The sequence below is a fragment of the Anaerostipes hadrus ATCC 29173 = JCM 17467 genome, assembly GCF_030296915.1.
In the GTDB taxonomy this organism is placed as follows: domain Bacteria; phylum Bacillota; class Clostridia; order Lachnospirales; family Lachnospiraceae; genus Anaerostipes; species Anaerostipes hadrus.
This window is the reverse complement of the sequence record NZ_AP028031.1, coordinates 1,836,203-1,858,378: the sequence shown is the minus strand read 5'-3', so window position 1 is coordinate 1,858,378 and position 22,176 is coordinate 1,836,203. Positions and strand designations below refer to the sequence as shown.

The 22,176-nt window shown below is 36.7% G+C and carries 17 protein-coding genes; 15 read left to right on the top strand and 2 right to left on the bottom strand.

Going from position 1 to position 22,176, the window contains the following annotated elements; translation table 11 throughout:
- Positions 1-2: 2 nt before the first annotated feature.
- Positions 3-707, bottom strand: a complete 705-nt coding sequence (locus tag QUE18_RS08985; protein ID WP_237968058.1) for a YoaK family protein — start codon at positions 705-707, stop codon at positions 3-5.
- Positions 708-1,010: 303 nt separating this feature from the next.
- Here QUE18_RS08985 and QUE18_RS08980 point away from each other — a divergent pair, with 303 nt between their 5' ends.
- Positions 1,011-1,427, top strand: a complete 417-nt coding sequence (locus QUE18_RS08980) for a YjdF family protein (RefSeq protein WP_008391986.1) — start codon at positions 1,011-1,013, stop codon at positions 1,425-1,427.
- Between the two features lie 502 nt (positions 1,428-1,929).
- On the opposite strand, the gene htpG is transcribed toward QUE18_RS08980, so the two are convergent.
- The gene (gene htpG / locus QUE18_RS08975) at positions 1,930-3,930 is read right to left on the bottom strand and encodes a molecular chaperone HtpG (protein WP_009204441.1); all 2,001 of its coding nucleotides are present in this window, start codon (positions 3,928-3,930) and stop codon (positions 1,930-1,932) included.
- Between the two features lie 228 nt (positions 3,931-4,158).
- On the opposite strand from htpG, the gene QUE18_RS08970 reads away from it, so the two are divergent.
- From QUE18_RS08970 to QUE18_RS08905, 14 genes are all read left to right on the top strand, one after another.
- Complete coding sequence (locus QUE18_RS08970) at positions 4,159-4,791, top strand: epoxyqueuosine reductase QueH (protein ID WP_009204442.1); 633 nt, start codon at positions 4,159-4,161, stop codon at positions 4,789-4,791.
- A 273-nt stretch (positions 4,792-5,064) separates the two neighbouring features.
- Entirely contained in the window at positions 5,065-6,144 is a 1,080-nt protein-coding gene (locus QUE18_RS08965) for a carbamoyl phosphate synthase small subunit (RefSeq protein ID WP_009204443.1), read from the top strand.
- Positions 6,137-9,337, top strand: a complete 3,201-nt coding sequence (gene carB, locus QUE18_RS08960) for a carbamoyl-phosphate synthase large subunit (RefSeq protein WP_009204444.1) — start codon at positions 6,137-6,139, stop codon at positions 9,335-9,337. Before QUE18_RS08965 ends, carB begins: the two co-directional genes overlap by 8 nt.
- A 25-nt stretch (positions 9,338-9,362) precedes the next feature.
- Positions 9,363-10,694: a type I glutamate--ammonia ligase gene (gene glnA / locus QUE18_RS08955; protein WP_009204445.1), complete on the top strand. Its 1,332-nt coding sequence runs from the start codon at positions 9,363-9,365 to the stop codon at positions 10,692-10,694.
- Between the two features lie 26 nt (positions 10,695-10,720).
- Positions 10,721-11,284, top strand: coding sequence for an ANTAR domain-containing response regulator (locus tag QUE18_RS08950; protein WP_226796624.1), 564 nt, complete (start codon positions 10,721-10,723; stop codon positions 11,282-11,284).
- A gap of 9 nt (positions 11,285-11,293) precedes the next feature.
- Complete coding sequence (locus tag QUE18_RS08945) at positions 11,294-12,508, top strand: LL-diaminopimelate aminotransferase (protein WP_008391995.1); 1,215 nt, start codon at positions 11,294-11,296, stop codon at positions 12,506-12,508.
- 308 nt (positions 12,509-12,816) lie between these two features.
- Positions 12,817-13,530, top strand: coding sequence for an IMP cyclohydrolase (locus QUE18_RS08940; RefSeq protein WP_009204447.1), 714 nt, complete (start codon positions 12,817-12,819; stop codon positions 13,528-13,530).
- 32 nt (positions 13,531-13,562) lie between these two features.
- A complete protein-coding gene (locus tag QUE18_RS08935; RefSeq protein WP_008392001.1) occupies positions 13,563-14,741 on the top strand; it encodes a phosphoribosylaminoimidazolecarboxamide formyltransferase in 1,179 nt (392 codons plus the stop codon).
- Between the two features lie 254 nt (positions 14,742-14,995).
- Positions 14,996-17,248 carry a formate C-acetyltransferase gene (gene pflB, locus QUE18_RS08930; RefSeq protein ID WP_009204448.1) on the top strand — a complete coding sequence of 751 codons (2,253 nt, stop codon included), beginning with the start codon at positions 14,996-14,998 and terminating at the stop codon, positions 17,246-17,248.
- Positions 17,249-17,264: 16 nt separating this feature from the next.
- The gene (gene pflA / locus QUE18_RS08925) at positions 17,265-18,017 is read left to right on the top strand and encodes a pyruvate formate-lyase-activating protein (RefSeq protein ID WP_009204449.1); all 753 of its coding nucleotides are present in this window, start codon (positions 17,265-17,267) and stop codon (positions 18,015-18,017) included.
- Between the two features lie 321 nt (positions 18,018-18,338).
- Entirely contained in the window at positions 18,339-18,713 is a 375-nt protein-coding gene (locus QUE18_RS08920; protein ID WP_008392006.1) for a BlaI/MecI/CopY family transcriptional regulator, read from the top strand.
- Positions 18,697-19,914: a M56 family metallopeptidase gene (locus tag QUE18_RS08915; RefSeq protein WP_009204451.1), complete on the top strand. Its 1,218-nt coding sequence runs from the start codon at positions 18,697-18,699 to the stop codon at positions 19,912-19,914. Before QUE18_RS08920 ends, QUE18_RS08915 begins: the two co-directional genes overlap by 17 nt.
- A gap of 186 nt (positions 19,915-20,100) precedes the next feature.
- A complete protein-coding gene (locus tag QUE18_RS08910) occupies positions 20,101-21,225 on the top strand; it encodes a hypothetical protein (protein ID WP_008392009.1) in 1,125 nt (374 codons plus the stop codon).
- Positions 21,222-22,121 (top strand): VanZ family protein, encoded by a 900-nt coding sequence (locus tag QUE18_RS08905; protein ID WP_242852749.1) that lies wholly within the window; start codon positions 21,222-21,224, stop codon positions 22,119-22,121. Before QUE18_RS08910 ends, QUE18_RS08905 begins: the two co-directional genes overlap by 4 nt.
- The last annotated feature ends 55 nt before the right edge of the window (positions 22,122-22,176 follow it).

Here is a 22,176-nt window from a genome sequence, read left to right as displayed (position 1 = left end):
AATTACTCACTTTCTGTAGTATAAGCTGAACTTTTCTTTGGTGTGATCAGATAGTTGTAGACAAAATGTTTCACTGCAACAAAATGTTTTCTCGTCCACACAAGACAAAAACCACTGAAAACAGGCAGAAAACATACAAGAGAACCAGTATGTCCAAAGTTTTTGCAAGATAGATAAGAAACGATAACACCAAAATGGAAACAAAGCAAAACAGAAGCGAAAAATTTCCATTTTCTTAAGGCGTCGGGATCTTTACTGCAAAGATATTCTGTCATAGATGTCGTAAACTGACGCAGGTTATTCGTAGAAAAAATTGTAGAGCAGGTAAATCCATCCCCACCCTTAAAGGAACACCACTGAATTGCCATTGCAAAATACAACGGATAGAGGGCAATGAAATCATTCAGATCCGATGGAAGAAAAGCAACGATCAAGGCTGCCATTGCATCTATAAAAAGACTGACATAAGGAAGATGCAGCCTTGTAAACTTTGGTAAGATCACCGTCAGTGATAATGCAAACATATAAATAAAAACACCAAGAAGTCGCACAAAGAAATTCGCATCCGGGTGTCCAGCAAGATCTGCAAATACAGAGATCAGATTCGAAGTCTGCGCAGAACCAAAGAGTTCATGATGATTAAGAATCGCAAAACCACCAAGAAATCCCCCAACGATTGCCATATTAAAATGGATCCAACGATCCATATCCCTACTACACATGAAAAAACCAGCTTTCTTAAAAATATTTCCAAAATATTATATATCCATCCAGAAGAATTGTAAAGATGAGGAAGAGATAAAAAAGAAGCAAAATTTTCATACAACAATGAAAATTTTATGGTATTATTACTGATAGAGTAGCTTATAAATGCAAAGATAAAAACGCAACGTACAATCATTTATGTACCAGAGCCGGTAGGTAGCCCGGCCGTCCTATGTAAATAGGGTAAGTAACCTGCCCCTCCGGGTTGTCCATTCTTTGCCTAATTAATTTTAGGAGGGATTCTTATGGACAAAACAAATGGAAAACTGACGGTATATTTTGAAAAGCCATTTTGGGTAGGCATATTTGAGCGTACGGAAGACGGCAAACTATCTGTGGCGAAGGTAACGTTTGGTGTAGAACCAAAAGATTATGAAGTGCAGGAATATATTCAAAAACACTATTTTCGTTTGAAATTCAGTCCAGCTGTTGAAACTGTTGTAAAGGATTTAAGAAGAAATCCGAAACGGATGCATCGAGAAGCAAAAAAGCAGATGCTGGAAACAGGCATTGGGACAAAATCGCAGCAGGTGTTGAAATTACAGCAGGAACAGAACAAACAGAAGCGTAAAGAGAAAAGTCGCAAGAAAAAAGAGACCAAAAAACAACGAACGTTTGAGCTGAAACAGCAAAAGAAAAGAGAAAAGCATAAGGGACATTAAAGTCCCTTGGTCTTTTCATAAGTGAATCATCTATATAAAAGACCTGTTGTTTGATGACAGGTCCTGTTTGTATGCTATAAATGCTTATTACCCAGCACCACCAGCAAAAAAATTCCAGCCACATAGAATTTATGTTCTTCTGAGTGAAGAAGGAACCATTTATAGATTAGAAATCAATACCGTTTAACATACATACCCACTTAAGTTTTTCAATCTTGTAATTGTCCACACTTTAGACTTCTGGTATATGATAAAAAATAAATAAACGATCGGAAGAGCAGCATTAGAATTTTGCCACGTTTTTTACGGATTCGCAGCCGGCTTGGTGCGTTGTTTGAGCTTCAAAGAGTTCTGGTTTGAATATCATTGAAGGCGAGTTACGCAAGGAAAGCCGGCGGATCAGCGATCTGTAAAAAACGTGAGAAAAATTCTCTAGCTGCTCTTCCGATCGTTTATTTATTTTTTATCATATACTCAAAATCTACAGTTGGCCAACTACAAATTAAAATTTCGTGATCATTTCCATAATCTCATTACTTCTCTGAACAAATTTTGTCATTTCTTCAGGAGCTAATGTTGTATGACTTAACATGGCAAGATCATACAGCTGTTCGCAAATAATCTTTGCATTTTGGGCATCTCCATGCTCAAACAGATATTTCACAAGTGTATTATTTGCATTTAGAGTCAGAACCTGTGCAGGAGCACCAAACATATTAGGGTCCATACCAGGCATTGCATACATCTTCATCATATCCTGCATACGTCTGCTTTCTTCAGATAAAGTGATGATAGAAGAAATCTTTGCATCTTTTAATTTTTCAACGTGAACTTCAAGGTTTTCTTTGTTTAAAGTCTTTCTAAACAGGTCAGTTAAAGAAGTCTTGATTTCATCTAATTCTTTTTCATCTACATCTTCTTTAAGGGCATCTTCGACATCCGCATCGATACGTTTAAATTTGATATGCTGATTCTGCTGTTCGATCTGTGTGATAAATGCAGAATCAATGTTATGATTTAAAATGACAGCATCCATATCCTGTTCTTTGAACATATTGATATACTGGCTTTGCTGAACTTCATCTGTGATATAGTATAAAGTTGTCACATCATCATCGTTTGCAGGAGCTGGAACCAGGTCGCTTAATGTTACATATTTATGTTCCATATTCTTAAATAAGATGTAATCTTTGATCTTATCTGCGAATTTCTGGTCACGGATGAATCCAAATTTGATAAATGGACTGATATCATCCCAGTATTTTTCATAAGATTCACGGTCTGTCTTGCACATACCAGTTAACTTATCAGCAACTTTCTTTGTGATGTAATCAGAAATTTTCTTCACGAATCCATCGTTCTGAAGAGCACTTCTTGATACGTTCAGTGGAAGGTCAGGACAATCGATCACACCTTTTAATAACATTAAGAATTCAGGAATGACTTCTTTGATGTTATCGGCGATAAATACCTGATTGTTATATAATTTAATTGTTCCTTCGATAGAATCATATTCTGTATTGATCTGAGGGAAGTAAAGGATACCTTTTAAGTTAAATGGGTAATCCATGTTTAGGTGGATCCAGAATAATGGTTCTTTAAAGTCATGGAAGACTTTGTGATAGAAGTTTTTGTATTCTTCATCAGTACATTCATTTGGACGTTTATTCCAAAGAGGATGTGTATCACTTAAAGAAACAGGCCGTTTATTGATCTTAACAAGATCTTTTGCAGGGGAAACTTCTATAGTTTCTTTTGTACCGTCTTCGTTTTCTTTTTCTTCAGTTTTTGCATCTTCATGGATGTGTTCTACAACGACATCATCGTCTTTTACCTGATCTTCTGGGATTGTCTCAAATTCTTGTTCGGCACCTTCTACAGATAAGAAAATCTCTGTTGGCATGAAAGAACAGTATTTCTCGATGATCTCTCTTGCACGGTATTCATTTGCGAATTCTGTGCTTTCTTCATTTAAGAATAAAGTGATCTCTGTACCAACCGTTTCTTTTGTACCTGTTGCCATTGTGTATTCTGTACCACCATCACAAGTCCAGTGAACAGGTTCTGCTCCTTCTTTATAAGAAAGAGTGTCAATCGTAACTTCGTCCGCTACCATAAATGCAGAATAGAAACCAAGACCAAAATGTCCGATGATCTGGTCACCTTCTGTTTTGTCTTTGTACTGTTCTAAGAACTGAGTTGCACCAGAAAATGCAATCTGAGTGATGTATTTTTCAACTTCATCAGCAGTCATACCAAGACCAGTATCGATGAATTTTAAAGTTTTCTTCTCAGGATCAAGGATAACTTCAACTTTGTTTTTATGTCCTTCTGGGAAATTGTATTCTCCCATCATATCTAATTTCTTTAATTTTGTGATGGCATCACATCCGTTAGAGATTAATTCACGGAAGAAAATATCGTGATCGGAATAAAGCCATTTCTTAATGATTGGGAAAATATTATCGCTGTTAATGGAAAGAGTTCCCTTTGTTTCTGCCATAATTTGTACACTCCTTTATCTAAAAATATTATGATCTTAATCAAGTGTTCTATGCCAAATAGAACTTTTACAAAGAGTATTGTAGAACCAAAGTTGATAAAAGTCAAGTAAAAATTAGCACTCATGAAAAAAGAGTGCTAACAATTAACTGCCGGTGTTTTCTTTTTATATAAATACTAGTATAATAGAAAGAAAACAGTAAAAAACAAAATCAGAAAGAGACAGCCAATGAACAAAATAAACTACCAAAAACAATTAGATAAAGTAATCGAAAACTTAGGAGAAACCAAACCAACCCTATTACTCCACAGTTGCTGTGCGCCATGTAGCAGCTATGTCATGGAATATCTCTCCCAATATTTTGATATCACCATTGACTACTACAATCCAAATATCGACTCCAAAGAAGAGTATGAAAAAAGAGTCCACGAACAACAGCGTCTGGTCAGTGAAATGAATCTTCCTATTAAAGTGATCGATGCTGGATATGCCCCGCAGACTTTTTTTGATATGGCAAAGGGCTATGAACAGGAACCAGAAGGTGGTAAGAGATGTTATCGTTGTTACAAATTAAGATTGGATCAGGCGGCAAAACTTGCCCAAGAAGGTGGATATGATTATTTCACAACAACCCTTACGATTAGTCCATTAAAAAATGCTGCATGGCTGAATGAACTTGGACAGAAAGCAGGAGAATTAGCAGGAGTTAGATTTCTTCCATCTGATTTTAAAAAGAAAGGTGGTTATCAGAGATCTATTCAATTATCGAAAGAATATAATTTGTATCGTCAGAATTTCTGCGGATGTGTTTTTTCTAAAAGAGAGAGTGAAGAGCGGATGCATAAAGAAAAAAACATATAAAAATACAAAAAAGTACTTGCAACGACAAAAAATATATGATAAAATTTTTACAATTTGTAGAGAAATATTTCTGAAATAAAAAATAACTTGGGTATTGGAAGGACAAGATCGCTGAATTTCCAATACTTAGCTTTGTAATTTTTATTTTAGGGTATTTCTTTTTTTTATATAAAATCAAGGGTTTTGGCAAAACTCTTATTTTATAAATAGGAAGTTAGTTCTTCCTGACAAAATACAACCCTATGAAAGAGACTTTTTAGGAGGAAAAATTACATGAACGCATTTTTGATATTGGAAGACGGACACGTATTTGAGGGAAAAAGTTTTGGAGCCCAAAAAGAAGTGATCTGTGAAGTCGTATTTAATACTTCCATGACAGGCTATTTAGAAGTATTAACAGATCCTTCCTATCAGGGACAGGGAGTCGTAATGACTTACCCACTGATAGGAAATTATGGAGTATGTCTAGAGGACATCGAATCTGAAAAACCTTGGCACTCAGCCTTTATCGTAAGAGAAATCTCAAGAACTTCAAGCAACTTCAGAAGAGAAGAAGACTTAGAAGATTATCTGAAAGAACATGACATTCCAGGTATTTGTGGTGTTGACACAAGAGCTATCACAAAGATTTTAAGAGAACATGGATGCATGGGTGGAATGATCACCACAAATCCTGATTTCAATTTAGATGAAATCCTTCCAAAATTAAAAGAATATACAGTAACAGATGCAGTAAAAACTGTTTCCAGAACAGAAAAAGAACATTTCAATGGAGATGGATTTAAAGTTGCATTATTAGACCTTGGAACAAAGAATAATATTATTCGTTCTTTAGAAAAACGTGGATGTGATGTAACAGTTTATCCAGCAGATACAACAGCAGAAGAAATCTTAGGAGATCAGCCAGACGGTATCATGTTATCAAACGGACCTGGAGATCCAAAAGAATGTGTACAGATCATCAAAGAGATCAAGAAATTATATGACAGCGAGGTACCTATCTTTGCAATCTGTTTAGGACATCAGTTGATGGCACTTGCAACAGGTGCAGACACAGAAAAAATGCGTTGGGGACATCGTGGAGGAAATCATCCGGTGAAAGACTTAAAGAGCGGAAGAGTTTATATTTCTTCTCAGAACCACGGATATGTGATCAAGGAAGAAACAATTGATCCAGATGTTGCAGAAGTTTCCTTTATTAATGTAAATGATAAAACAATCGAAGGATTAGACTATAAAAATAAAAACATTCGAACAGTTCAGTTCCATCCAGAAGCATGCCCTGGACCACAGGATACAGCTTACTTATTTGATGAATTTATGGATAGAATGAAAGGAGCAAAAAATGCCTAAGAGAGAAGATATAAAGAAAGTACTTGTAATCGGATCAGGACCGATCGTTATTGGACAGGCAGCAGAATTTGACTATGCAGGAACACAGGCTTGTAGAGCACTTCAGGAAGAGGGAGTGGAAGTAGTCTTAGTAAACTCAAACCCTGCAACGATCATGACAGATAAAGACATTGCAGATAAAGTATATATCGAGCCATTAACAGCTTCTGTCATCGAAAAGATCATTGAAAAAGAAAAACCAGACAGTATCCTTCCAACACTTGGTGGACAGGCAGCCTTAAATCTGGCCATGGAATTAGTAGAGAGCGGATACCTTGAAAAATCCGGAGTGAAATTGATCGGTACATCTCCATCTACGATCAAAAAAGCAGAAGACCGTTTAGAATTCCAGCAGACAATGGAAAAGATCGGGGAACCGATCGCCGCAGGACAGGTTGTTAAAACAGTAGAAGATGGTGTGGAATTCGCTAAAGTGATCGGATATCCAGCAGTACTTCGTCCAGCATATACACTTGGAGGAAGTGGTGGAGGAATCGCCCATAACCAGGAAGAATTAGAGACGATCCTTGAGAATGGTCTTCGTCTAAGCCGTGTAGGTGAAGTATTAGTAGAACGTTACATCGGTGGATGGAAGGAAATCGAATACGAAGTAATGCGTGATGAAAATGGAACATGTATTACAATCTGTAACATGGAAAACATCGACCCAGTTGGTGTTCATACAGGAGACAGTATCGTAGTAGCTCCATCTCAGACTTTAGGAGATAAAGAATACCAGATGCTTCGTACATCTGCATTAAACATCATCACAGAATTAGATGTTCATGGTGGATGTAACGTACAGTACGCATTGAATCCAGACAGCTTTGAATACTGCGTTATTGAGGTAAACCCTCGTGTCAGCCGTTCTTCAGCCTTAGCTTCCAAAGCAACAGGATACCCAATTGCGAAAGTAACAGCAAAGATCGCGATTGGATATACATTAGATGAAATCGAAAATGCGGTAACAAAGAAAACGTATGCAAGTTTTGAGCCAATGCTTGACTATTGTGTAGTGAAAATGCCTAGACTTCCATTCGATAAGTTTATTCATGCAAAACGTACTCTGACAACTCAGATGAAAGCAACTGGAGAAGTTATGAGTATTGGAACAAACTTTGAAGGGGCGTTAATGAAAGCCATCCGTTCCTTAGAGCAGCATGTAGACAGCTTAATTTTCGGTGATTACGATAAATTAACAGATGATGAATTATTAAAAGAACTTGAAAAGATCGACGACCTTCGTATCTATGTGATCGCAGAAGCAATTCGTCGTGGATTTGACTATGATACGATCTTTAACATCACAAAGATTGACCGCTGGTTCTTAGATAAGATCGCAGTCTTAGTTGAGATGGAAAAGAAATTAGCACAAGCCGATACATTAGATAAAGCTTTATTACAGGAAGCAAAACGTTTAGAATTCCCAGATAAAGTGATCGGAAGCTTAACAGGTAAGACAGAACGTGAGATCAAAGAATTAAGAAATGAATATAATATTCATGCATCTTACAAGATGGTAGATACATGTGCAGCTGAGTTTGATGCAGCAACACCTTACTACTATTCTTGCTATGACGGAGAAAATGAAGTCGAAGAAACATCAGGAAAGAAAAAAGTCATGGTACTTGGTTCTGGACCAATCCGTATCGGACAGGGTATCGAATTCGACTTCTGTTCTGTACACAGTGTATGGGCATTAAGCAAAGAAGGATACGAGACAATCATCGTAAACAACAACCCTGAAACAGTTTCTACAGACTTTGATGTTGCTGATAAACTTTATTTTGAGCCATTAACAGCAGAAGATGTAGAAAGTATCGTAGATCTTGAGAAACCAGACGGTGCAGTCGTACAGTTCGGTGGACAGACAGCGATCAAATTAACAGAAGCACTGATGAAGATGGGAGTACCAATCCTTGGAACAAGTGCTGAAAATGTAGATGCAGCTGAAGATAGAGAATTATTTGACGAGATCTTAGAAGAATGCTGTATCCCAAGACCAAAAGGAACAACAGTCTTTACATGCGAAGAAGCAATCAAAGTTGCACATGAACTTGGATATCCAGTGCTTGTAAGACCTTCTTATGTACTTGGTGGACAGGGAATGCAGATTGCGGTATCTGATGAAGATATCACGGCATTTATGGAAGTTATCAACCGTTACGAGCAGGAACATCCAATCTTGATCGATAAATATCTGGTTGGTAAAGAAGTCGAAGTTGATGCTGTTTGTGATGGAACAGATATTCTGATCCCAGGAATCATGGAACATGTGGAACGTGCCGGAATCCATTCAGGAGACAGCATTTCCGTATATCCATCTATTAATTTAACAGACAGGATTAAACGAATCATCGCAGAATATACAAGAAAACTTGCAAAATCATTACACGTTATCGGACTGATCAACATTCAGTTTATCGTAGCAGATGATGAAGTATATGTCATCGAAGTAAACCCAAGATCTAGCCGTACTGTACCTTATATCAGTAAAGTAACAGGTATTCCGATCGTAGCATTAGCAGCGAAAGTGATCACAGGGGCAAAGATCAGAGATCTTGGATATGAACCAGGACTTCAGAAAGAATCTGAATACTATGCAGTGAAGAAACCTGTCTTCTCATTTGAAAAATTAAGAGGAGCAGAGATCAGCCTTGGACCTGAAATGAAATCTACAGGTGAGTGCTTAGGTATTTCTAAGAACTTCCATGAAGCATTATATAAAGCGTTCTTAGGAGCTGGAGTCAATCTTCCAAAATATAAGAAGATGATCTTAACAGTGAAAGACTCCGATAAGATCGATGCGATTGATATTGGACGCAGATTTGAAGCATTAGGATATGAGATTTTCTCAACAAAGAGCACTTGCAGAGTCTTAAATGAAGCTGGAGTTCATGCAAAACAGATTAATAAATTAGAAGAAGAATCTCCAAACTTGCTAGATCTCATTTTAGATGATAAAATTGATTTAGTCATTGATACACCATCTCAGGGTGTAGGTCGAAGCAGAGATGGATTCCTGATCCGCCGTTACGCGATTGAAACAGGAGTAACATGCCTTACAAGTCTTGATACGGCAGATGCTCTACTGACTAGTTTGGAAACAGGAAACAGAGATCAGCTCAGCGTAGTTGATATCGCACAGATTTAATTAAGAAGTAAGAAGGAGTGATGTTATGGGTCGATACACAAAACAGGATGTGATAGACCTCGTCAGAGAAAATGATGTCGAATTTATCAGACTACAATTTTCTGACTTGTTCGGAACAATGAAGAACGTCGCGATCACCGCAAGACAGCTTGAGAAAGCGTTGGATAATAAGTGTACATTTGATGGATCTAGTGTAGATGGATTTGTCCGTATTGAAGAATCAGATATGTATTTATATCCAGATCTTGACAGCTTTGCAATCTTCCCGTGGAATGCGGGAGGAAACCGCGTGGCAAGATTGATCTGTGATGTATACGGACAAGATGGACTTCCATTTGCTGGAGATCCAAGAAATGTATTAAAACGAGTGATGGTTGAGTGCCAGAAAATGGGTTATAAATTTAACGTCGGTCCGGAATGTGAATTTTTCTTATTCCACACAGATGAAGAAGGCCGCCCAACGACGGTTTCTCATGAGAAAGCCGGATATTTTGATGTAGCTCCGTTAGATTTAGGAGAAAGTGCCAGAAGAGATATGATCTTGAATCTTGAAGATATGGGATTTGAGATCGAGGCATCTCATCATGAAGTTGCACCAGCACAGCATGAGATCGACTTTAAGTATGACAATGCCTTAAGAACGGCCGATAACATCCTCACATTTAAATTCATCGTAAAATATATTGCTAAAAGACATGGACTTTATGCAAGTTTTATGCCAAAACCGATCACTGGAGTGGACGGTTCAGGAATGCATCTTAACATGTCTTTATGGAAGAATGGAAAGAATATTTTTGCTGATTCTAAGAATAATCTTGGAATCAGTGAGGAGGCTTTTCACTTCATGGCTGGAGTTATGGAACATGCAAATGAGATGTGCCTGATTACAAATCCACTGGTAAACTCTTATAAGAGAATCGTGCCAGGATATGAGGCACCTGTGGATGTTTCGTGGTCACCATCGAACAGAAGTCCACTTATCAGAGTACCAGCAGCCCGTGGAAGCGGAACAAGGCTTGAATTTAGAAGCCCTGATTCTGCTGCGAATCCTTACCTTGCACTGGCAGTCAGCCTTGCAGCAGGATTAGATGGGATCAAGCGCAAATTAACACCAGGAAAAGGTTCCATGAAGAATCAGTATGAGATGGCTGAGGGAGAAAAACAAGAAGCAGGGATTAATACACTGCCAAGAGACATGAAAGAAGCTCTTGAGATTTTCAAACAAAGCACTTATATGAAAGAACTTTTAGGAGATCATATTTTTAACAAGTATGTTGAAGCTAAGAGTGCTGAATGGGAGTCTTATCAGAAGTTCGTATCACAATGGGAAGTCGATCGTTATTTATACAAGATCTAATGATTGATATATACATGATACGGGAGGTGAGAAGCTTGGTAAACGTCATCGTTTTATTCCCGAAACAAGAAGTCGCCAGAAGCATTAGGAATCTTCTGGTAAGAAGTGGTTTTGAAGTGACCGCTGTATGTGCAACGGGTGCACAGGTAGTCCAGCGTATGGAAGGTGTTGAAGAAGGACTAGTCGTCTGCGGATACAAATGTTCCGATATGATCTACAGTGAATTAAGAGAATATCTTTCTGAAGAGGTCAAGATGTTGCTGATCGCTTCTCGCCAATATTTAGATGACTGCGTGTATCCGAATGTCATAGGACTTTCGATGCCGTTAAAAGGGTATGAATTAGTCGAGAAAACGAGAGAGATCGTTACCGAAATTTCTGAGAAGCAAAGACGAAGAAAACAACGTCCAAAACAACGTACGAGAGAAGAAGTCCGTCTTCTGGAAGAAGTCAAAGAATTACTGATGCAGAATAATCAGATTACAGAGAGTGAAGCCCACGCATATATACAACAAAGAAGCATGAACAGTGGAGTGGGTCTTATCGAAATGGCAAAGATGATTAAAGAATCATTAACATATCAAAACTAGGAGGAATTTATGTTTAAAATTAACGACAATTACTTGAAACTGCCTGGAAGTTATTTATTTTCTACAATTGCGAAAAAAGTAAATGCATATTCCGAGGCAAACCCTGACAAAAATATTATTCGTTTAGGAATTGGAGACGTAACACAGCCTCTGGCACCAGCGATCATTGACTCTTTACACAAAGCAGTAGATGAAATGGGACATGCAGAAACATTTCACGGATACGCACCAGACCTTGGATATGAATTTTTAAGAAATGCAATCGCAAAGAATGATTATCAGGATCGTGGAGCAGATATCAAAGCAGATGAAATCTTTGTAAGTGATGGAGCAAAATGTGATTCTGGAAATATTCAGGAAATCTTTGCACAGGATAACAAGATTGCCGTATGTGACCCTGTATACCCAGTATATGTAGATACAAACGTTATGGCAGGAAGAGCCGGAACATATGATAAAGCAACAGAAACATGGAGCGATGTTATCTACATGCCATGTACAGCAGAGAATAACTTCGCACCAGATTTCCCAAGCGAAGTGCCAGATATCATTTACCTTTGCTTCCCTAACAATCCAACTGGATCAACAATCACAAAAGACCAGTTACAGGGATGGGTAGACTATGCAAACAAAAACGGATGCGTGATCATTTATGATGCAGCATACGAAGCATATATCTCAGAAGATAACGTTGCACATACAATTTATGAATGTGAAGGTGCAAGAACATGTGCGATCGAATTAAAGAGTTTCTCTAAGAACGCAGGATTTACAGGAGTTCGTTTAGGATATACTGTTATCCCTAAAGATTTAAAATGTGGAGATACACAGTTACATGCGTTATGGGCAAGACGTCACGGAACAAAATATAACGGAGCTCCATACATCGTACAGAGAGCTGGAGAAGCAGTTTACTCTGAAGCCGGAAAAGCTCAGTTAAAAGAACAGGTTGGATACTACATGAACAATGCAAAAGTAATCTTTAACGGATTACAGGATGCAGGATACACAGTATCTGGTGGTGTCAATGCACCATACATCTGGTTAAAGACACCAGACAACATGACATCTTGGGAATTCTTCGATCATCTGTTAGAAGATGCCAACGTCGTTGGAACACCAGGATCAGGATTCGGACCAAGCGGAGAAGGATACTTCCGACTTACAGCGTTCGGTAACTATGAGAATACAGTCGAAGCTATTGAACGAATCAAGAGAATGTAATTTTTGAATATAAAATAAGAAAAAGGATGGAATGTCAGGGATTGATGTTCCATTCTTTTTTGTATGTTAAAATAATAAATTATGCGGAATTTCTACCTTATGGAGTTGCTTGCTATAAGAAGGATTGTAAAATAAAAAAGCATAACTATGTAAAAAATGATAGAAATAAAGGACAGTGTTACAAAAATATATAGGAAACCTGCCCTTTATTTTATAATTGTTAGTTTTTTCTTGTATTCAATCCATTTTTTATATACAATAGAAGAAATAAAAAAACAAGATTTTCAAAAGAAGGAGATTTAAGACCAATGAAGAAGTTAGCTCTTGCTCAGGAATTAAAGGAAAATGCTTACCCAGGACGAGGAATCGTCATCGGAAGATCCAAAGATGGGAAGAAAGCGGTCACTGCATACTTTATCATGGGACGCAGTGAGAATAGCCGTAATCGTGTCTTTGTAGAAGAAGGGGAAGGAATTCGCACACAGGCATTTGATCCTGCTAAACTAGAAGATCCAAGCCTGATCATTTATGCACCAGTTCGTGTTCTTGGAGACGAGACGATCGTTACGAACGGGGATCAGACAGACACAGTATATGAAGGAAGAGAAAAGGGACTTACCTTTGAAGAATCTTTAAGAAGTCGTGAGTTTGAACCAGACGGACCAAACTATACACCAAGAATTTCTGGTCTGATGAAGATTAAAGATGGGACATTTCACTATGCAATGTCTATTTTAAAGAGTAACAATGGAAATCCAGAAAGTTGCAATCGATTTACATATACATATGAAAATCCAATCGCAGGAGAAGGACGTTTTATCCACACATATATGCATGATGGGAATCCACTTCCAAGTTTTGAAGGAGAACCTAAATTAGTAGCAATCGAAGAAGATATCGATGACTTCACAAATACACTTTGGAACAGCTTAAACGATGACAACAAAGTATCTCTGTTTGTACGTTATATTGATATTGCAACAGGAGAATATGAGACAAGAATCGTAAATAAGAACAAATAATCAGTCAATCAGCAGATCAAAGGAGAAGAAAAATGAAGGAATTAGAATTAAAGTACGGATGTAATCCAAACCAGAAACCATCAAGAATCTACATGGCAGACGGAAGTGAACTTCCAATTGAAGTATTAAACGGAAGACCAGGGTACATCAACTTTTTGGATGCATTTAATGGATGGCAGCTGGTAAGAGAATTAAAGAAAGCAACAGGACTTCCTGCTGCAACTTCTTTCAAACACGTATCACCTGCGGGAGCATCTGTAGGACGTCCAATGTCTGATACCTTAAAGAAGATCTACTGGGTAGATGATATGGGAGATTTATCTCCATTAGCATGTGCATATGCCAGAGCAAGAGGTGCAGACCGTATGTCTTCATTTGGTGACTTTATTTCTTTATCTGATGTATGTGATGCAGATACAGCACGTCTGATCAAGAGAGAAGTATCTGACGGAGTGATCGCACCAGGATACACAGATGAAGCACTGGAAATCTTAAAAGCAAAGAAAAACGGAAACTATAACATCATCAAGATCGATGAGAACTATACACCAGCACCATTAGAGCATAAACAGGTATTTGGTGTTACATTTGAACAGGGAAGACAGGAACTTCCGATCGATGATGAATTATTATCTAATATCGTGACTGAGAACAAAGAGATTCCAGAAGAAGCATTGATCGATATGAAGATTTCTTTGATCGTATTAAAATACACACAGTCTAACTCTGTATGTTTCGTAAAAGACGGACAGGCGATCGGAATCGGAGCAGGGCAGCAGTCACGTGTGCATTGTACAAGACTTGCAGGACAGAAAGCAGACAACTGGTGGTTAAGACAGTGTCCAAAAGTTATGAACCTGCCATTTAAAGAAAAAATCCGTCGTGCAGACAGAGATAATGCGATCGATCTTTACATTGGAGATGAATACATGGATGTTTTAGCAGACGGAGCATGGGAAAACATCTTCACTGAGAAGCCAGAGGTCTTTACAAAGGAAGAAAAGAGAGAATGGTTAGATAAATTAACAGATGTTACATTGGGATCTGATGCATTCTTCCCATTCTTTGATAACATTGAGAGAGCACATAAGAGTGGTGTAAAATACATCGCACAGCCAGGTGGATCTGTAAGAGATGACGCTGTCATTGACTGCTGTAATAAGTACAACATGGCAATGGCATTTACAGGAATCAGATTATTCCATCACTAAAAAGTTTCTTTATATAGTCATTGAACATGAAAAAACAGTATATGGTCTGAAGTATAATTTTTTGGACCATATACTGTTTTTGTATGCAAAAAAATATGAAAAACAGGAGTTGTTATTTATTTAACGAGAAAGTTTATCGGTTAAGTATATTGTATTCAATTTTATTTTTGCTATAATGTAATTGAGTTAGATAGAGCTAACCAAAGGAGTTTTTATAATAATTTTAATCCAAAAGAAATGGAGGAGTTTTCAAAATGAAACAGTTTGAAGAATGGGAAGGATTTAAAGGTAGAATCTGGAAGGAAGAAATCAATACAAGAGATTTCATCCAGGAAAACTACACACCTTATGATGGAGACGAAAGCTTCCTTGCAGGATCTACAGAAGCAACAGATAAGCTATGGGGTATCTTACAGGGACTTCAGAAAGAAGAACGAAAAAAAGGTGGAGTTCTTGACATGGATACAGATATCGTATCTTCTTTAACTTCTCATGGACCTGGTTATATCAGCGAAGAAACAAAAGATTTAGAACAGATCGTTGGTCTTCAGACAGACAAACCATTAAAACGTGCATTTATGCCATATGGTGGTATCAAAATGGCAGAAGAATCTTGTCGTAACTATGGTTATGAACCAAGCGAAAGATTGCATGAAATCTTTACAAAATATTCAAAGACTCATAACACAGCTGTTTTCGATGCGTACACACCAGAAATGAAAAAAGCAAGACATAACAAGATCATCACGGGTCTTCCAGATACTTATGGACGTGGTCGAATTGTAGGTGACTACCGTCGTGTTGCTTTATACGGAATCGACTACTTATTAGAAGAAAAAGAAAATGATTTTGCAAACTGTGGATGCGGTGTGATGACAGATGATGTGATCCGTCTTCGTGAAGAGATCGCAGAACAGAAAAAAGCATTAAAAGGTATGAAAGAAATGGCTAAGATCTATGGATTTGACATTTCAAGACCAGCGAAAACTGCAAAAGAAGCAATCCAGTGGATGTACTTTGGATATTTAGCAGCAATCAAAACTCAGAATGGAGCTGCCATGAGTATCGGACGTGTCGCTACATTCCTTGATATTTATATCCAGCGTGACCTTGACAAAGGAATCATCACAGAAGAAGAAGCTCAGGAAATGATCGATCATTTAACAATGAAATTCAGAATGGTAAAATTCGCAAGAATTCCTTCTTACAACCAGTTATTCTCAGGAGACCCAGTATGGGCAACACTTGACCTTGCTGGTATCGGCGTGGATGGACGTTCCATGGTTACAAAGACTGACTTCCGTTTCTTGCATACATTAGAGAACATGGGACCATCTCCAGAACCAAACATCACGGTATTATATTCTTCTGATCTTCCAGAAAACTTCAAGAAATATGCAGCTGATATCTCTATTCGTACAAGTTCTATACAGTACGAAAATGATGATGTTATGAAACCAGTATGGGGAGATGATTATGCAATCTGTTGCTGTGTATCTGCAACTAAGACTGGTAAGGAAATGCAGTTCTTTGGTGCAAGAGCAAACCTTGCAAAATGCTTATTATATGCGATCAACGGTGGTGTGGACTGCAAATCAAAACAGCAGGTAGGACCTTCTTACAAACCAATCATGTCTGAATATTTAGACTATGACGAAGTCATGGAGAAATATGATGTTATGATGGACTGGTTAGTAGATCTTTATGTGAACACATTAAACTTGATCCAGTATATGCATGACAAATATTACTATGAAGCAGCGGAATTAGCATTAATGGATACAGAACTTGAAAGAACATTTGCAACAGGAATCGCAGGATTCTCTCATGCAGTTGACTCTTTAAGTGCGATCAAATATGCAAAAGTAAAAGCAATCCGTGATGAAGATGGATTAGTTGTAGACTATGAGATCGAAGGAGACTTCCCTAAATACGGAAACGATGATGACAGAGCTGATGATATCGCAGTATGGCTGTTAAGAACATTCTTAGCTAAGATCAAAAAACATCACACATATCGAAACTCTGAGCCTACAACATCTATCCTTACGATCACATCTAACGTTGTATACGGAAAAGCAACAGGAACAATGCCAGATGGTAGAAAAGCAGGAGAACCTTTAGCACCAGGAGCAAACCCAAGTTATGGTGCAGAACAGAACGGATTATTAGCATCCTTAAACTCTGTAGCTAAACTTCCATATGAATGGGCATTAGATGGTATTTCTAATACACAGACGATCAACCCAGATGCATTAGGACATGAAGAAGGCGAAAGGATCAACAATCTTGTAAATGTTATGGATGGATACTTTGATCAGGGAGCTCACCACTTAAATGTAAACGTATTTGGTAAAGAAAAACTGATCGATGCGATGGAACATCCTGAAAAAGAAGAATATGCAAACTTTACAATCCGTGTATCTGGATATGCAGTTAAGTTCATCGACTTAACAAGAGAACAGCAGATGGACGTTATTTCCAGAACATGCCATGCAACAATGTAATTAGTGGAATGAAACTATGAATGAAAAAATAACCGGAAAAATCCATTCCATCGAGACTTTTGGTCTCGTGGATGGTCCCGGTGTGCGGTTTATCGCTTTCATGCAAGGCTGCCGGATGAGATGCAAATATTGTCACAATCCGGAGACTTGGCAGGAAAACTGCGGTGAAGACTGGCAGGCAGAAGCCCTCTTAAAGAGGGCTTTGCGTTACCGCATGTACTGGGGAAGTGATGGAGGAATTACAGTCAGCGGTGGAGAACCCCTTCTACAGATCGAGTTCTTGATCGAATTTTTTAAATTGGCAAAACGAGAAGGAATCCATACTGCACTTGATACCTCTGCTAATCCATATACAAAAGAAGAACCATTTCACAGCAAATGGTTAGAATTAATGAAATACACTGACCTTGTCATTCTAGACTTAAAAGAAATGGACAAGGAAAAACATAAGAAATTGACAGGCTGTCCAAATAGTAATATTTTAGCAATGGCACAGGAAATCTCAGACCTCGGAGTAGATCTGTGGATCCGTCACGTGCTAGTGCCAGATTTAACAGACGATGAAAAAGGACTAGCAGACTTAAAACATTTCATCGATGGACTAAAGACAGTTAAGAGAGTGGAAATCTTGCCATACCATACACTTGGACTCTTTAAATGGGAAAAATTAGGGATAAAATACCCATTAGAAGGCGTAAATCCGCCAAGCGAAGAAGCTGTAGCAAAGGCAGAAAAGATCCTTGGTATTGAGAAAGTTTCTCAAAAATAAAGGTAGACAAAACATCCAGGATAGGATATTATAATAACAGTTAGTTAAGACTAACTAACATAAAACAAAAACAAAACATAACAAAGCTAGAAAATCTGACCAGACTTCCTTGGGTCGGATTTTTTATTTGGCTTTTTTAGCGTGTTGAATATGTATGAGTCAATAAAAATGGATATGCGAAGGCTGAGAAAAAGACAAAAGTGAAAAATCAAAGATAGTTTTTGTATACAAATTCGTTATAATTATCACTAATCTTGACAAAGACAAGCTTGATTTATATAATGGTTATAATAATAACCAGTTTAGATGGAAGGAAGAACAATGAAATTAATAGAATTATCAGAAGTAGAAATACTTATCATGAAAAGTATTTGGAAACTTGGGGATGGGATTACGGTATATGAAATTATTGATTATCTAGATCAAGTATATGATAGGAAATATACAAGAAGCACAGTAAAGACATATATCACAAAATTAAAGAAAAAAGGATTTGTAGATACACAAGTGAAAGGCAATTACAGCTATATCACAGCAAAGATCACAGAAGAAATGTATCGTGAAGAACAGATGGAATTGATGAAGGATTTCTGGCATGATGGGTCGATGAAAGAATTGGTTCAGACGTTAACACACACAATATCAAAAGAAGAGAAAGAAGAATTAAAGGATTTGATCAATGATTTGGATGATTAAAAAAATATATATTTATGTCATCAGTATGATACTGCTGAATGGTTTGGTGGGAAGTATTTCGTATCTTTGCTTTCGCAAGATAAGGCAACAACTAGAGCGAAAAGGATTGATCAGTATGTGCATTACTGTTTTAAGAGGAGCAGTTTTATCATTTCTGATGCCAATCGTAATTGTATTGATCTATTTCATTTATTATGTATATGAAGAAGATTATACAATGTTTGCACTGTCTCCATTGGTAGGATGGGTATTTTTTGTTGTAGGAATCATTTGGACGATTGGATTTTTAAAAGCTATACTGAAAACAATACGTATTCAGGCACAAATGAATCAATTACGAAAGAGGGCATGTGTATGCAGCAGATCTATTTTAGATTGCAAGAATCAATGGAAAGAAGAAGTAGGTGTTCGTAGAAATATAGAAATTAAAGCTGTATATGGATTGGCGGTACCGATTATTTGCGGATTTCTAAAACCGATGATTTTGCTTCCAGAAAGAGAATATAACAAAGAAGAATTAAAGATTATATGCATCCATGAGTTGATTCACTGTAAGCATAAAGATATTTTGTGGAAACAGTTATGCGGACTTGTAAGGGTCATTCATTGGTGGAATCCATTAGTAAAACAATTAGATATGGATGTAGACAGCTGGAATGAAACATACTGCGATTTAGAATCAATCACAATTATGAAAAGCAAAAAAAGATATTTTACAACAATCTGTGAAATCGGAATATCACCATTTGCAAAAGGAGCATATCTGTGCGCAGCATTAGGAGAAGACAAAAGTCAATTAAAGACACGAATTTTAAGAATTAAATCAATTGAAAACAAAAATACAAGGAATGTAATGGCAGGAACATTCCTTTGTATAGGATTATCTTTCGTGGTCGTTGCGGTAATTATTCTAAGCACGATCGGCTATCATAAAATTTATGTAGAAACAGTCTGGGCAACGGAAATAGAAGAGGATCTTCCAGAAGAAGAGACAGAATATACAATGGATTTGAAAGAATATACCGCAAAAAGGATCGGGACAAACTTAGCAGTTACAAAACTAAAACAAAATATCAAAAAAGGAGAAGAACTAGATGTAGTTCAGCCATTAAACGCAAAAACAAGGCTAGAAACAAAAGAGCTGGAATTAAAAAAAGGCGAGAAAATTAAACTGACCGTTTTTTCATCTCAAGAAATATAAAGAGACGACAAGGATTTTGTAGCAGGAGTTATAGATGGGACAGGAAAAGAACGATATGTGATGCATGCGGTCGATATTATACATGACTTTTATGTGAAAAAAGATGGAAAATATAAAGTATTCGTTGAAAATCGTTATAAAAAGAAAATAAAAATAGGAATAGCGATTTGTGTGGAGAAATGATAAATGAGGAAATATGTAGTTCGTTTTATGGTATTTTATATATTAAGCATTGGGTGTTTACTGGGAATTATTATATATTCGTATCAAAATAAGATTGATCGTCATAATGAACAAGTGGAGATAGAATACCCTGGAGTATGGAAGTTATCAGATGAATATGATAATAGAAATTCTAGCTATATGGAATTCCTTCATCAGAAAAACTCTCTCAGTATTTTAAAAAAAGTATATAAAGAATTAGAAAAAGCAGAGTTATACAGAGAATATTCCAGACAGATTCTATCTTATCATGAATATTTTCGTGGGAATGAAAAACTTGCATCTGGATCATATAATGACAAAACGGAAGATGGATATCTTACAAATTTAACTGTACTTCAGATGCCAGAGAAAATGATAAGTGAAAAGAAGATAGAACAACATATTGAAAAAGGTCGTTGCTTTACTTTAAAAGAGTATCAAAGACCTTTGAATCAAGAGATTCCATTAATTGCAGGATATGATTATCAAAAAGTTTTCCATTTGAATCAGAAAATTAAGGCAGGATATTTGGGAACTGAAAATTGTACGTTTAAAATTGTTGGGTTTTTACATAAGAATACTAGGTTGTCATCGGAATTAAATCTTGATGAAACATTGATTATGCCAACAGTAAGTAAAATGAAAACAATGAAACAAGAGAATGAAAAAATATTAATGTCAGTAAAATGTTCAGGTTATTTTTGTTATAAGAATGAGAAAGAGTATCGTCAAATAAGTAATTTGCTAAAAAGAATACGCAGGGAGACAGGTTATCGTTATGTGATACCGCAGATGAAATGGAAATCAAATAATTTATTACCAATGACAACTGAAAAAGCATTGATATTCATGAGTTTAAATTTGCTACTAGAATTCATCGTTGTATATAAAGTACTGGCTGTGAATACAAGAAAAGTGAAAACATTGGTATATAAAACAGTAGCCCTATGTACAAGTGGGAGTATATTTGCAAATGTATTTTTGCGGTTCTTGTTTCCTAAACACATAAAAATAATTCAAATATATTCTTCTGATTTTGTGGCTTATATGATAATAGTATTTTTGTTATGTGCAGGAATGATTGGATTAAAGGAGAAAAGAACATGATGGAGAAAATTCTGCTTGGGAGTAGTTATCTAGCTCAAGCTATTGTTATGGCAACGATTGCATTTGCAGTCATAAGCACAATTTACTATTTACGATATAATAAAAAGATTATATGTCAGCCAGGATGGATCATAAAATACATATTTTTGGTTTACATAGCAACCGTTGGCATGGTCACGAGAGTATTAGACATCACATCATGGTCATATGGAGGATTTACAGCCTGGAATATTGTACCATTTGTGAATGAAAGCTGGAAATTGATGCTGTTAAATACATTAATGTTTCTGCCAATGGGACTTTTTGTTCCCATATTTATAAAGAAAATAAAATGGAACTATGGAAAAGCAATAATTGCAGGGGCATTGATATCTTTGATGATTGAGTTTGTACAAGTTGTATTTGCAGGAAGAATTGGTGATATTGATGATATCATTTTTAATACACTAGGATTTCTGATCGGGTATATCCTAGAGAACCTATTGCAAAAAATTCTTTTGAAAAAGCAATTAGGATTTGGAACAGAGGCATTGATACTGGTTATGATTAATGGATTTTTAAGTATCCCATTTTATGAGAAGACGGTGTCAATTGGAGATATGATTTTGGATAGTTTGAATCTCAACAGTTGGTCAGGAAATAGTGGATATATATTGTCATATAACGGCATCCACTACACAATGATCCCATGTATAATACTAGCAGTCATCAGCTGGGCTATAGCACATAGACATCCAAAAGACTATGGTGCTAAAACAGCGAAAATAATCAGTATATTTATGATTGTTTGCTTCATTGGAAATTTTATTCAGATTTTAAGCCAAGATAGTATTATACCAATGCTTGCTGCATCCATTGTGTGTGCGGTAATAAGTCGAAAAACTATTAGATATTAGGGATTTGATATTCCATGAAAAATATGAGATACTATAGTATAAAACATTAAGGAGA

Coding starts and splice junctions, on each gene's coding strand:
- QUE18_RS08985 (WP_237968058.1), bottom strand. CDS start 707: ATGGATCGTTGGATCCATTTTAATATGGCAATCGTTGGGGGATTTCTT.
- QUE18_RS08980 (WP_008391986.1), top strand. CDS start 1,011: ATGGACAAAACAAATGGAAAACTGACGGTATATTTTGAAAAGCCATTT.
- htpG (WP_009204441.1), bottom strand. CDS start 3,930: ATGGCAGAAACAAAGGGAACTCTTTCCATTAACAGCGATAATATTTTC.
- QUE18_RS08970 (WP_009204442.1), top strand. CDS start 4,159: ATGAACAAAATAAACTACCAAAAACAATTAGATAAAGTAATCGAAAAC.
- QUE18_RS08965 (WP_009204443.1), top strand. CDS start 5,065: ATGAACGCATTTTTGATATTGGAAGACGGACACGTATTTGAGGGAAAA.
- carB (WP_009204444.1), top strand. CDS start 6,137: ATGCCTAAGAGAGAAGATATAAAGAAAGTACTTGTAATCGGATCAGGA.
- glnA (WP_009204445.1), top strand. CDS start 9,363: ATGGGTCGATACACAAAACAGGATGTGATAGACCTCGTCAGAGAAAAT.
- QUE18_RS08945 (WP_008391995.1), top strand. CDS start 11,294: ATGTTTAAAATTAACGACAATTACTTGAAACTGCCTGGAAGTTATTTA.
- QUE18_RS08940 (WP_009204447.1), top strand. CDS start 12,817: ATGAAGAAGTTAGCTCTTGCTCAGGAATTAAAGGAAAATGCTTACCCA.
- QUE18_RS08935 (WP_008392001.1), top strand. CDS start 13,563: ATGAAGGAATTAGAATTAAAGTACGGATGTAATCCAAACCAGAAACCA.
- pflB (WP_009204448.1), top strand. CDS start 14,996: ATGAAACAGTTTGAAGAATGGGAAGGATTTAAAGGTAGAATCTGGAAG.
- pflA (WP_009204449.1), top strand. CDS start 17,265: ATGAATGAAAAAATAACCGGAAAAATCCATTCCATCGAGACTTTTGGT.
- QUE18_RS08920 (WP_008392006.1), top strand. CDS start 18,339: ATGAAATTAATAGAATTATCAGAAGTAGAAATACTTATCATGAAAAGT.
- QUE18_RS08915 (WP_009204451.1), top strand. CDS start 18,697: ATGATTTGGATGATTAAAAAAATATATATTTATGTCATCAGTATGATA.
- QUE18_RS08910 (WP_008392009.1), top strand. CDS start 20,101: ATGAGGAAATATGTAGTTCGTTTTATGGTATTTTATATATTAAGCATT.
- QUE18_RS08905 (WP_242852749.1), top strand. CDS start 21,222: ATGATGGAGAAAATTCTGCTTGGGAGTAGTTATCTAGCTCAAGCTATT.